Source organism: Frankia sp. CcCS3, assembly GCF_977927575.1.
This window is the reverse complement of sequence record NZ_CDWRCL010000114.1, coordinates 1-12240: the sequence shown is the minus strand read 5'-3', so window position 1 is coordinate 12240 and position 12240 is coordinate 1. Positions and strand designations below refer to the sequence as shown.

Genomic DNA, 12240 nt, shown 5'->3' with positions numbered 1-12240 from the left:
GCCCGGGATCGTCGGCGCCACCGGAGCGGGCAGGGTCGCGGCTCCGGCCGGCGGTGCGGGAGCGGCGGACGCGGCCGGCTCGACGCCCACCGGCGCGGCGGCCTCCTCCTGCCCCGCGACCTGAACCTCGACGTTGAACAGCAGCCGGACAGATTCCTCCTTGATACCCTCCATCATCGTCTGGAACATGTCGAAACCCTCACGTTGGTACTCGACCAGCGGGTCCCGCTGTCCCATCGCCCGCAGCCCGATGCCCTCTTGCAGGTAGTCCATTTCGTAGAGGTGCTCGCGCCACTTTCGGTCCAAGACCGCGAGGACGACCCGTCGCTCCAGCTCCCGCATGATCGGTTCGCTGTCGGGGCCGTCGCCGAGGTCGAGTTCCCGCCGGTCGTACGCCTCCTGCGCGTCGACCTGGATGTCCTCGAGCAGGTGATCGGCAGTGAGCCCGTCACGATCGTCGACATCGGGTGCCACCACACCGACCGGGTAGAGCTGCCCGAGCGCCGTCCAGAGCGTGTCGAGATCCCACTCCTCCGGGTACCCGTCGGCGGTGGCGCCGCGCACGTACCCCTCGACGGTGTCGTCGACGAAGTGACGCACCTGCTCGTGGAGATCAGCACCGCCGAGAACCTTGCGGCGCTCCTCATAAATCACGGTGCGCTGCTTGTTCATGACCTCGTCGTACTTGAGGACGTTCTTGCGGATCTCGAAGTTCTGCCCCTCGACCTGGGTCTGGGCCGACCGGATCGCCCGAGTCACGATCTTCGATTCGATCGGGACGTCCTCGGGGATGTTCAGCCGATCCATGATGCCCTCGACCGCGGCCGCGTTGAACAACCGCATGAGATCGTCGCCGAGGGAGAGGTAGAAGCGCGACTCACCGCGGTCGCCCTGCCGGCCGGCCCGGCCACGCAGCTGGTTGTCGATGCGCCGGGACTCGTGCCGCTCGGTGCCGAGCACGTACAGGCCGCCGGCGTCGACGACCTCCTCGTGCTCGGCCTTCACCGACTGCCTGGCCTTCTCCAGGGCCTCCTGCCAGGCCGCCTCATAGTCCTCGGGGGTCTCGATCGACGAGAGGCCGCGCTGGCGCAGCTCGGCCTGGGCAATGAACTCCGGGTTGCCGCCGAGCATGATGTCCGTACCACGACCGGCCATGTTCGTCGCCACCGTGACGGCGCCCTTGCGGCCCGCCTCGGCGATGATGGCCGCCTCCCGCTCGTGGTGCTTGGCGTTGAGCACCTCGTGCGGCACACCACGCTTGCGGAGTTGCTTCGAGAGGTACTCGGACTTCTCGACGCTGGTGGTGCCGACCAGGACCGGCTGGCCCTTCTCGTGCCGCTCGGCGATGTCCTCCACCACGGCGTCGAACTTCGCGATCTCGGTCTTGTAGACGACGTCCGGCTGGTCGAGCCGGACCATCGGCTTGTTCGTCGGGATGGGGACGACCCCGAGCGAGTAGATCTGGTGGAACTCGGCCGCCTCGGTCATGGCGGTACCGGTCATACCGGAGAGCTTGTCGTAGAGCCGGAAGTAGTTCTGCAGCGTGATCGTCGCGAGGGTCTGGTTCTCCTGCTTGATCTCGACCTTTTCTTTGGCCTCGATCGCCTGGTGCATTCCCTCGCTGTAGCGACGGCCGTGGAGCACGCGGCCGGTGAACTCGTCGACGATGAGAACCTCACCGTCGGTAACGATGTAGTCCTTGTCCCGCTTGTAGAGCTCCTTGACCTTCAGTGAATTGTTCAGGTAGCCCACGAGCGGAGTGTTCACCGATTCGTAGAGGTTCTCGATGCCGAGCTGGTCCTCGACCTTCTCGACCCCGGACTCGGTGATGGCCACCGTCCGCTTGCCCTCTTCGACCTCGTAGTCGACATCGCGTTCGAGCAGCGGGGCGATCCGGGCAAACTCCGTGTACCACCTGGTCGGATGATCCGCTGGACCGCTGATGATCAACGGCGTGCGGGCCTCGTCGATGAGGATGGAGTCCACCTCGTCGACGACCGCGAAGTTGTGGCCACGCTGGACGAGTTCCTCCGAGCTCCAGGCCATGTTGTCACGGAGGTAGTCGAACCCGAACTCGTTGTTGGTGCCGTAGGTGATATCGCAGGCGTACTGGGCCCGGCGGACCGGCGGCGGCATCTGCGGATGGATCACCCCGACGGTGAGGCCGAGGAAACGATGGACCCGGCCCATGTTCTCGGCGTCGCGCTGGGCGAGGTAGTCGTTGACGGTGATGACGTGCACACCCTTACCGGCCAACGCGTTGAGGTAGGTCGGCAGGGTCGAGACCAGCGTCTTGCCCTCACCGGTCTTCATCTCGGCGATGTTGCCAAGATGAAGGGCCGCGCCCCCCATGACCTGCACATCGAAATGCCGCTGGCCCAGCGTGCGCCGCGCTGCCTCGCGCACGGCGGCAAAGGCCTCGGGCAGCAGGTCGTCGAGGGTCTCCCCCCCGTCCGCGAGCCGCTGGCGGAACTCGTCGGTCATGCCTCGCAGTTCGCCGTCGGACAGGCCGGTGAAGTCATCCTCGATCAGGTTCACCTGCTCGGCGATCGCCTTGAGCTTGCGCAGGATCCGGCCCTCGCCGGCACGCAAGATCTTGTCTAGTACCACGGGCGAAACTCCTCCGGCAGGCGCGTCGGCGAGGTCACCGACCCCACGATGCTAGCCCTTCGATAGCCGCCTACAACATCCATCCGCGCGCGGTTCCTCCGGCTGGGACCGGTGAGGAGCAGGCGACGGGAAGGGGTGCCGGCGAGGGGCCAGGGGTCGCGCGGACGGGAACGACCAGAACGGGATGACAGCACGGCGTGCATTGTCCGCCCATGCCACGCCGCACTGTCCAACGACCGGGAGCGCGGATGGGTGCCCGGGACCGGCGGCAACGGTGGCGGCCGGTGCAAGGTTGGAGCATGGCACCTCTCGAACCGGCGGAGATCACGGCGGGCCGCCTGCATCTGCGCCCCCTGGCACCCCCGGGACGCCGACGCCGTACACCAGGCCTGCCAGGACCCGGAGATAAGCCGGTGGACAAGAGTCCCGACGCCGTATCTGTACCAACACGCGGTGGACTTCGTCTCACGCCAGTCGCCGCAGAGCTGGGCCAGCGGGACCGGGGCACTGTTCGCGGTGGTGGATGCCACGACCGAGCAGCTCCTTGCCTCGGTCGGACTGGCGGATCTCTCCGGCGACGGCGATGCGAAGATTGGTTACTGCTGCGCGGCGCCGACGCGCGGGCGGGGAGTGACCTCCCAGGCCGTTGCCGCGCTGACCCGCTGGGGTTTCAGAGCTCTGGGGCTGGCCCGGATCGAGTGGCGGGCCGCGGTGGGCAACCTCGCGTCTCGCCGCGTGGCCGAGAAGGCCGGTTTCACCGTGGAGGGCACCCTGCGCCGGGCCCTGCTGCTGGGCGACGGTAACCGGCGGGACTGCTGGGTGGGATCGCTCCTACCGGACGATCCCGCGCCGCGGTGACGCCCCCGACCGGGCCTCAGGTGATCTCGAGCAGCTTCTCCCGGACCGCGTACACGACCGCCTCCATCCTGGAGTGCAGCTGGAGCTTCTCCAGGATGTTCCGGATGTGGTTCTTGACGGTGTTCTCACTGATGTAGAGCTGCTTGGCGATGTCACGGTTGTTCATGCCCTTGGCGACGAGCCGTAGCACCTCCATCTCCCGATCGGTCAGCCGGGGGGTGGGGAGCTGCGGGCGGTCATCCTTGTTCTTGATCATGGCTGCGAACTCGCTGAGCAGCTTCGACGCCATGGACGGGCTGATGAGGCTCTGTCCCCCGTACACAGCGCGGATGTCCGCGGCGACCTCGTCAATAGAGATCTCCTTCAGCAGGTAGCCCATGGCCCCCGCCTTAATCGCGTCGTAGAGGTCGGCCTCCTCATCGCTGATGGTCAGCATGACGATCTTGGCGCTCGGGACAGCCTCCTTGATGGCGCTCGTGGCGTCGATCCCGCCACGGCGCGGCATCCGCACATCCATGAGCACAATGTCCGGCGCCATCTCCTTAGCCATGGTCACCGCCTCAGCACCATCCGCGGCCTCCCCGACGACCTCGATGTCGACCTCCTGCCCCAGCACCATCTCCAGCCCACGCCGGAACAGCGCATGGTCGTCAACGATCAGCACCCGGATGGGGTTCGCCTCCGATGGCGTCGGCAGCATCTCCTCAGAGCGATGCTCCTCCACCGTCATCTGACCTCCCTGGACCACTGCCCGCAGCGCACCGCCCTGCGTGCCTCCACGCGGGGCGGTGCGCCGTGTACTCCGACACCCGAGGCAAATAGTCCCACGTCGGCCGGCGGACGCGGCCTTCAGATCGTCTAAACGGCGGCGGCCGAGCTCACGAAGGCGCCCCGGGTTGGCGACGGCCGCTCGTCCCGCTGATCGGCGCCCGCCGGCCCCGACCTGCCGGCCGCCGCCGAACCGGACAACCGGATGACACCGTAATCGTAACCGACCCGCCGGTAGACGACGCTGGGGAGGCCGAGGTCGACGTCGAGGAAGAGATAGAAATCATGCCCCACCAGTTCCATGTTGGACAGGGCCTCCTCCAGCGACATCGGCTCCGCCTCATGGGTCTTCTCCCGGACGATCAGCGGAGCCTGCTCACTCTGCTCGCCCGCACCGATCCTGGCGGTGGATTCGTCGGCCGGAGCGGCGACGACCGGCCTGGACCCGCCGCTGCCACTCCTTCCGGCGGCACCAGCATCCTCGGCACCAGCCGGTAGGGCAGCCGCCGGCTTCATGCCCTCCAACGGCATGAGACTGCCGAGCGGGACCGAGGTGATCCCGGCCGGCTTGGCGCCAGCGTGGTTGGCGTGGTGGCGGACCCGCCGGTCGGCGGCCCGGCGCAGCCGCTCGGCCAGTTTGCCGGCGGCCAGGTCGAGGGCAGCGTAGCAGTCGGCCGCGGCGGCCTCGGCCCGGATCACCGGACCCCGTGAGTACACGGTCAGCTCGACTCGGTCGCAGACGTCGGACAGCCGGGGATTGCGTTCCTTCGACAGCTCGACATCCACCCGGATGATGTTGGAGTTCAGCCGTTCCAACTTGGCGAGCTTGGCCTGGACATGATTGCGGAACCGTTCCGGAACCGCGGTGTGCCTGCCCTTGACCACGATGTCCACGCGATCCACCTCCTGTTCGCCTGTCCGGCGCCCACGGCCCTCGCCAAGGCTGCCGACCGTGCGCCGGTGTCTCGGAGCTTCCGGAAGGAACCATCTCCGCGGGGCCGAGACGATCCCCCCGGGCGCCCTATCTACGGTTGTCGCACCTTCCCAACGTTCTACGGCTAGCTGCCCGCATTCGGCTCCCTTCCCTTCAGCGGCGGCGCTACTCCGCCCGCCGGCCCGGTATCCGCACGACGAGTGCACTGCGACCGACAAGCGGTCACTCCCGCTCCGTCGGGCCACTCGGCCGTTGCGCCTACTGCCTGGTCAGGCGGTGCGTACTGGTAGTTTCACCCCGGCGGCCCCGTCAAGGCGAGCAAGCGGTCCCGTCCGCGCGTCGGGCCCGAAGCGGCCACCACGGCGACGGCGCTCGCCCGCAGGGCGCCGGCTCGTAGGGCCCGTACCGCCTCACCCGCCGTGGCTCCCGTCGTCAGTACGTCGTCGACCACGACGATGCACGGGTCCGCGGGAGGCCCGTCCGAGAGATCGTCGGCGGCCCGCACCAGCCGGGCCGTGCGGGCGGGACCGACCAAGCCGAAGGCGCCCGTGAGGTTGACGAACCGTGCCGCCGCCCCCAGCCCGGCCTGGTCCGCCGTGTGCCGCACCGGCCGCAGCACGGGAGCGATTCCGACCCGGTGCCCGCGTCGGCGCAGGACCGCGGCCGCCACGGAACACAGCAGCTCGAGGTGGTCGAAACCACGCCGACGCCGCGCGGCGCGGTTCGAAGGCACCGGGACCAGCACCACACCGCGCCCGCGAGGACGGAGACCGGGATGCACGTCAGTGGCACCCACCGCGCCCGACGACACCGCCCGCGCCACCGCCCAGCGGACCGGCCAGGTCGCGCCGGCCACGCTCCTTGTAGGCGAGAAGGAGCGCCCGGACCCGGTCGGCGTAGCGGGCGGCGGCCAGGCACGGCGGCAGCCCTCGCCGCCACGGGGTGGCCAGGGAGCCCGCGGCGGCGAGGAACACGGGACCACGAAGCTCGGCGACACACGCCGGGCACGCCGATGCCCCCCAGTCGCCGCATCCGGCGCAGGCAAGCGGCATGATCAGATCAGCGAGGATCGCGAGATTCCTGGTGAGCAGGGACAACGTGGCTCGAGGCATGACAGGAAGGATCAGCCGCGGGCCGCGGGCCGACCAGCCCCAAGTGGTGATCTGTGGATACCGCCCTCGGCAGTCGTGAAGCGGCTGTGGACAACCCTGGGCGACTCGGTCGGCGACCGGCCCCGCAGCCGAGGTGGTGCGGCCCAGCCGGCACATCCTGGCCAGCACATCCCGGCCAGACCGCGTAATTCCGCCGGCATCCCCAGCATCCATCCCGACCGAGAGCACAGAATCCTCATAGTGGCCGCAGCATGCCCACCACAAGCACGGCATCCTTACCTCGACACACCGAACCTCGACACCGACTGCGACGAGTGGAGACACACCGATGGCCGACGGACCCGGTTGGGCTTCGCCCGGCACACCGCCACCCGGCGCCCCGCAGGGCCCGTGGGGACAGTGGCGGTGGGGCCCGGCCGTCCCGAAACCGGGCATCATCCCGCTGCGCCCCCTCGCTCTGGGCGAGATCCTGGACGGCACGTTCGCCACGATCCGCACGAATCCCGGCGCGACCGTCGGGGTGACGGTGGCGGCCGCGGCGGTGGTGGAGACGGTGTCCACCACCGTCGCGATCAGCGGCGAGGACGCGTCGCCGGGCGCCAGGGCCGCCATCACCGTCGCGATGCTCGGTCTCGATCTCATCCTCGGGCTCTTCCTTTCCGGGGTGCTCAGCGTCGTGGTGAGCGAGGCGACCCTGGGAAGCCGAATCACCACGATCGACGCGGTCCGACGGGTCGCACCACGGCTGCCCGGCCTGCTCGGCCTCACGGTCATCGTGGCGCTGTCGGTGGTGCTGGGGCTGATCGCGCTGCTGGTCGGGGCGATCGTCGTCGGGGTCTACCTGGCGCTGGCCACGCCCGCGTACGTCCTCGAGGGCGGCACCGTGCGCGACGCGCTGCGACGGTCAATCGCGATCGTGCGTGGATCATGGTGGCGAACGTTCGGTATCCTGCTGCTCGCCATGCTGGTGGCGGGGTTCCTCGGTGCGATCTTCGCCATCGCCGCCAGCATCGTGATGGCCTCCTCCGAGTCGGTGTTCGGCGACCCGATCAGGGGTAACCTCACCGTCACCGGCTACATCGTCCAGGCGATCGGCAGTCTGCTCGCTACCACGATCTCCACACCGATCGTCTCCGGAGCCGTCGTCCTGCTCTACGTCGACCTCAGGATCAGACGCGAGGGTCTGGACGTGACCCTCGCCGAGGCGGCCCGCGCCCGCACCGCCGGCCTGCGGCCCTCCGGATGACGCTCGGTGGTCCCGTCACTCGGGACGGAGCTCGGGAGGAGGCTCGGCGGGAACTTTCCAAGCACATCTACAGGAGTCCCGAACCCAGCTGGTGGAGCCGGGCGGTCCGGTGGATCGACGACAAGATCGGGGATCTGGTCCACTGGCTGCTCCCTGGCGGAGACGGCCTCGGCGGAGGGTCGGGTGGTCTCGGGGTCCTCGCGCTCGTCCTCGTACTGGTCGTCGTGGCGGTGGCGCTACGGTGGTGGCTCGGCCCGGTGCGCCGCAGCGCGCGTACCAGGCGGGAGGATGACGACCTGTCCAGTTCGTCGACCGCGGCGCAGTTGCGCGCCGAGGCGGACGGCCACGCCGCCCGCGGAGCCTACGCCGAGGCGGTCCGGTCCCGGCTACGGGCCATCGTGCGGATGCTGGAGGAGAAGGGCGTGCTCGATCCGCGCCCCGGCCGTACGGCCGGTGAACTCGTCGAGGACGTGGCGAGGATCGCGCCGTCCCCCGATGGCGGACCCGACGGTGGGCATCCCCGGGGCGGAACGGACCGGCCGGGCGCGGCGGCGGGCGCGGCGGGCGATGGACCCGGCACGGCGCTCGAGCCGGCCGCGGCGCTCGCCGCGGCCGTCGAGGTCTTCAGCGAGATCTGGTACGGCGGGCGCCCGGCGTCCGCGGCCGGCTACCAGGTCCTGGTCGAGGCCGACCGCGCCCTGGCCCAGCTGCGTCGCGGTACCGGGGGCACCGGCGGCACCGGCAGCGCAGACACCCTCGCGGTCCCGGCATGACCATCCCCGGCGCCCCGGCGATCACCGGCGACCATCTCGGTGGCGGCGGGACGGCGGGCGGCGGGACGGCCGGCGGCCGGTCCGGGCGGGGGTCGCCGAGCGCGTTGCGCAGCGGCCCCAGGCCCCCGGCGGTGCGCCGCGGGATCCTCGTGGTGGCCGTCCTCGGCGTCCTGGTCCTCTGTTACGTGGTCGTCTCGGCGCTGGCCGGGCGGCCCGGCGGCCCGGCCTACCTGAACGTGGCCTCCGCCGAGCCCGGAGGAACCCGGGCCCTGGCCGAGATCCTGCGGGCACGCGGGATCATCGTGTCCGCCACGGACAACCCTTCCGGCGGCCGGCAGCAGGGGCCGAACCCCGGTGGTCCGGGCGGCGGGGTCGGTCCAGCCGGGGCGGGTGACAGAGCGACGCTGGTCGTCGTCCATCCGGGACGGCTCACCCATGACGAGCTGATCGCCCTGCTCGGACGGGTCTGGCAGGGCGCCGACGTCGTCCTCGTGGCGCCGGGCGCCACGGTGCTCGGCGCCCTGGATGTCGGGGTGGTCACGGCAGACTCCGAGCCCGGCGGCAAACTCGGCGCCGGGCTCGGCGGCGAGCAGAGCGATCCGCGGTGCCTCCTGCCCGAGGCGACCACGGCCGGAACAACCTCGATCGGCGCCGACGAGACCTTCACCCGCCAGGGCGACGGAGCCGGTCTCGGCGATATGGCGGTCTCGTTGTGCTACGGCGACCCGCCCGACGAGGCGCGCCTCGCCGTGCTGACCCTCACCCGATCGGGCTCACCACGCGTCAGTGGCGGGCGGCTGGTGCTGCTCGGCTCGGCGGGGTTCCTCACCAACGAGCACCTCGACCGCACGGGGAACGCGGCGCTGGCCCTCGGCCTGCTCGCCCGGCAACCCGTGCTGTCCTGGATCACACCCGACGGGGGCGGGGCCGGCGGGGTCGGCACGAAAAGCATGGTGGATCTGCTGCCGTCCGCCTTCTGGTGGGCCTTTCTGCATATCGTCGTCGTCCTGGCGCTGCTGGCGCTGTGGCGTGGCCGGCGGCTCGGGCCGCCGGTGCCGGAGCCCCTCCCGGTGGTCGTCCGGGCGGCCGAGACGGTCGAGGGACGCGGGCGACTGTACGCGGCGGCACACGCCCGGGACAGGACCGCCGACACGCTGCGGGCCGGGACCCGCGTCCGGCTGGCCGAACGGATGGGCCTGCCCCTGGCCTGGACCCCCGCCGGTTCCCTGAGCCCCGATCCCGTCACTCTGGTGACCGCTGCCAGCGAGCAGACAGGACGGTCACCCTCGGAGATCGGATCGCTCCTGTACGGTTCGGGCATGCCGCCGCAGACCGCCGGACCGCCCGGTCACCTCGGGCGGGCCAGGGACTGGTACCAGTCAGGCCGCTACCCGGCCGAGAACGGACAGCGGCCGGCATCCGGCGAGTCCGGACGGTATCGCGACGGCGGATCCAAGCGGACCGCCGCAGCGGGCGTTCCCCGGGCCGGCCTCGGCGCCCCTCGACGCAATACGCAGGACGCGGCGCTGCTGGCGCTGGCCCACGCGCTCGACGAGCTCGATCGACAGGTAGGCCTACGGTGACATCCCCACGCATCGACGCGCCGACGGCAGCCCCCCCGCCCTCGACCGCATCGTCGTCCGCCGCGGCGCCGGGCCCGGGAGAGCAGCCGGCACCACCGGACGCGCAGACGGCCCGCCGGGCCCTGATCGCGCTGCGCGGTGAGGTGGCCAAGGCGGTGATTGGTCAGGACGCGGCGGTCAGCGGGCTCGTCATCGCCCTGCTGTGCCGGGGACACGCGCTGCTCGAGGGGGTGCCCGGCGTCGCGAAGACGCTGCTGGTCCGCACGCTCGCGACCGCGTTGGCACTGGACACCAAGCGCCTGCAGTTCACCCCGGACCTCATGCCCGGCGACGTCACCGGCTCGCTGGTGTACGACAACCGCAGTTCCGAGTTCACCTTCCGGGAGGGCCCGGTCTTCACCAACCTCCTGCTGGCCGACGAGATCAACCGGACTCCACCGAAGACGCAGGCCGCTCTGCTGGAGGTGATGGAGGAGCGTCAGGTCAGCGTGGCGGGCGTCCCGCGGCCACTGCCGGCCCCCTTCGCCGTCCTCGCCACCCAGAACCCGATCGAACACGAGGGCACCTATCCGCTTCCCGAGGCGCAGCTCGACCGCTTCCTGGTGAAGGTGACGCTGCCACTGCCACCCCGCGACGACGAGGTCCGTGTCCTCGCCCACCATGCGGGCGGGTTCGACCCCTCCGACCTGCCCGCCGCGGGGGTCCGCCCGGTCGCGGGACCAGCGGACCTCGCGGCCGCCCGCGCCGCGGTGCTCACCGTCGGAGTCCACCCGGAGGTGCTGGCCTACATCGTCGACCTGGCCCGGGCGACCCGCGCGGCACCGTCGGTACAGCTCGGGGTGTCCCCCCGCGGCGCCACCGCGCTGCTGGCGACGACCCGGGCCTGGGCGTGGCTGTCGGGACGCGGCTATGCGACCCCCGACGATGTCAAGGCGCTGGCCCGGGCGACCCTGCGGCACCGGATCAGCCTCCGCCCGGAGGCCGAACTGGACGGCGTGACGGCCGACGTCGTGCTCGAACAGGTACTCGCCACCGTTCCGGTGCCCCGGTAGGCGGAAACGGTGGCGATCACCGGCCGTACCGTCGCGCTGGCCCTGTTCGGGGCGCTGGCCGTCGTCCTCTCCCCCGCCCCGGGCCTGACCCTCGTGCTGGTCGATCTGGTGGTGGTGGGCTTGGTCGCCCTCGACCTCGCCCTGGCGGGTGGGGTCCGCACGCTGGAGTTCAGCCGGTCCGGACCGACCGCCGGGCGGCTGGGTCAGCCCGTTCCGCTGGTGCTCGGCGTCACGAACGGCGGCACCCGCACGGTGCGTGCCCACATCCGCGACGCCTGGCCGCCGTCCTCGGGGTCCCGGCCACGGGAGCACCGGGTCACCGTTCCGGCCGGGGAGCGGCGCTTCCTGGAGACGACGCTGCATCCGGCCCGGCGCGGCGACCGGGAGCCGTTCCGCATCACGGTCCGTTCGCTGGGGCCACTCGGCCTCGCCGGCCGGCAGGGACGGCATCACTGCGCATGGCGGGTCCGGGTGCTGCCGCCGTTCACGTCACGCCGCCATCTGCCGGCCGCTCTCGCGCGGCTGCGGGAGGTCGAGGGCGAAGTCGCCATCCGCGGCGCGGGCGCCGGCTCCGAGTTCGACAGCCTGCGGGACTATGTGATCGGCGACGACGTCCGGCTGATCGACTGGCGGGGTACCGCCCGGCGCGGGACCGTCGTCGTCCGCACGTTCCGACCGGAGCGCGACCGCAGGGTCGTCTGCGTACTCGACACGGGTCGGACCTCGGCCGGGCGGATCGGCGATACTCCCCGGCTGGACCATGCGCTCGACGCCGCGCTGCTACTCACCGCGGTGGCGCTGCGCGCGGGTGACCGGGTGGGTCTCGTGGCGCACGACAGCGTTCCCCGGATCACCCTGCCAGGCAGGCACGATCATGGGCTGCTCGCCCGGATGAGCGACGCGATGGCCACCCTGGAACCGGCCCTGGTCGAGGCCGATCATGGCGGAATCGTGTCGACGGTACTGCGCGGGACTTCGCGGCGGTCCCTGGTCGTCCTGTTCACCGACCTGGTGCCGGCGGTGATCGAGGAAGGGCTGCTCCCGGCCCTGCCAACGCTGGCCGCGCGGCATACTGTCGTGGTCGCGGCGCTGCGCGACCCGCGCGTGGACGAGATGACGACCGGCCGCGGTGACGTCCGTGAGGTGTACGCGGCCGCGGCGGCCGAACAGACTCTGCTGCGGCGACGGGAGCTCACCGCGACGCTGCGCCGCCGCGGGGTCGAGGTGGTGGACGCACCGCCGAGCGGCTACGCGGCGGCCGTCACCGACACCTACCTCACCCTGAAATCCCTCGGCCGGCTCCT

At 71.1% G+C, this 12240-nt stretch carries 11 protein-coding genes; 6 read left to right on the top strand and 5 right to left on the bottom strand.

Annotation, left to right across the window (positions count from 1 at the left end; genetic code table 11):
* On the bottom strand, positions 1 to 2610 hold a 2610-nt coding region (gene secA / locus AC08OQ_RS11780), incomplete at its 3' end, for a preprotein translocase subunit SecA (protein ID WP_476612041.1).
* 111 nt (positions 2611 to 2721) lie between these two features.
* On the opposite strand from secA, the gene AC08OQ_RS11775 reads away from it, so the two are divergent.
* Positions 2722 to 3468, top strand: a complete 747-nt coding sequence (locus tag AC08OQ_RS11775; RefSeq protein WP_476601617.1) for a GNAT family N-acetyltransferase — start codon at positions 2722 to 2724, stop codon at positions 3466 to 3468.
* Positions 3469 to 3484: 16 nt separating this feature from the next.
* Here the strand turns inward: AC08OQ_RS11775 and AC08OQ_RS11770 are convergent, their stop codons facing one another.
* The 4 genes from AC08OQ_RS11770 to AC08OQ_RS11755 all read right to left on the bottom strand — a co-directional run bounded on the left by AC08OQ_RS11770 (position 3485) and on the right by AC08OQ_RS11755 (position 6282).
* Positions 3485 to 4198, bottom strand: coding sequence for a response regulator (locus AC08OQ_RS11770; RefSeq protein ID WP_476601616.1), 714 nt, complete (start codon positions 4196 to 4198; stop codon positions 3485 to 3487).
* A gap of 128 nt (positions 4199 to 4326) precedes the next feature.
* Positions 4327 to 5130, bottom strand: coding sequence for a ribosome hibernation-promoting factor, HPF/YfiA family (gene hpf, locus AC08OQ_RS11765; protein ID WP_476601615.1), 804 nt, complete (start codon positions 5128 to 5130; stop codon positions 4327 to 4329).
* A 332-nt stretch (positions 5131 to 5462) separates the two neighbouring features.
* A complete protein-coding gene (locus AC08OQ_RS11760; protein ID WP_476601614.1) occupies positions 5463 to 5903 on the bottom strand; it encodes a ComF family protein in 441 nt (146 codons plus the stop codon).
* Between the two features lie 49 nt (positions 5904 to 5952).
* Complete coding sequence (locus AC08OQ_RS11755; protein WP_476601613.1) at positions 5953 to 6282, bottom strand: hypothetical protein; 330 nt, start codon at positions 6280 to 6282, stop codon at positions 5953 to 5955.
* Positions 6283 to 6610: 328 nt separating this feature from the next.
* Here AC08OQ_RS11755 and AC08OQ_RS11750 point away from each other — a divergent pair, with 328 nt between their 5' ends.
* The 5 genes from AC08OQ_RS11750 to AC08OQ_RS11730 all read left to right on the top strand — a co-directional run.
* Entirely contained in the window at positions 6611 to 7528 is a 918-nt protein-coding gene (locus AC08OQ_RS11750) for a DUF7847 domain-containing protein (RefSeq protein WP_462187735.1), read from the top strand.
* A complete protein-coding gene (locus tag AC08OQ_RS11745) occupies positions 7525 to 8301 on the top strand; it encodes a DUF4129 domain-containing protein (protein ID WP_476601612.1) in 777 nt (258 codons plus the stop codon). The genes AC08OQ_RS11750 and AC08OQ_RS11745 overlap by 4 nt, the downstream gene beginning before the upstream one ends.
* A complete protein-coding gene (locus tag AC08OQ_RS11740) occupies positions 8298 to 9884 on the top strand; it encodes a DUF4350 domain-containing protein (protein ID WP_476612040.1) in 1587 nt (528 codons plus the stop codon). The genes AC08OQ_RS11745 and AC08OQ_RS11740 overlap by 4 nt, the downstream gene beginning before the upstream one ends.
* On the top strand, positions 9881 to 10936 hold the full coding sequence (locus tag AC08OQ_RS11735) for an AAA family ATPase (protein ID WP_462187738.1): 1056 nt from the start codon (positions 9881 to 9883) through the stop codon (positions 10934 to 10936). Before AC08OQ_RS11740 ends, AC08OQ_RS11735 begins: the two co-directional genes overlap by 4 nt.
* A 9-nt stretch (positions 10937 to 10945) precedes the next feature.
* Positions 10946 to 12240, top strand: a 1295-nt coding sequence (locus AC08OQ_RS11730; RefSeq protein WP_476612039.1) for a DUF58 domain-containing protein, incomplete at its 3' end; no start/stop codon positions are given.

What these genes read in the sequence shown, in the direction of transcription:
- AC08OQ_RS11755 (WP_476601613.1), bottom strand. Translation starts at nt 6,282, where the DNA reads ATGCCTCGAGCCACGTTGTCCCTGCTCACCAGGAATCTCGCGATCCTC.
- AC08OQ_RS11745 (WP_476601612.1), top strand. Translation starts at nt 7,525, where the DNA reads ATGACGCTCGGTGGTCCCGTCACTCGGGACGGAGCTCGGGAGGAGGCT.
- AC08OQ_RS11740 (WP_476612040.1), top strand. Translation starts at nt 8,298, where the DNA reads ATGACCATCCCCGGCGCCCCGGCGATCACCGGCGACCATCTCGGTGGC.
- AC08OQ_RS11770 (WP_476601616.1), bottom strand. Translation starts at nt 4,198, where the DNA reads ATGACGGTGGAGGAGCATCGCTCTGAGGAGATGCTGCCGACGCCATCG.
- AC08OQ_RS11750 (WP_462187735.1), top strand. Translation starts at nt 6,611, where the DNA reads ATGGCCGACGGACCCGGTTGGGCTTCGCCCGGCACACCGCCACCCGGC.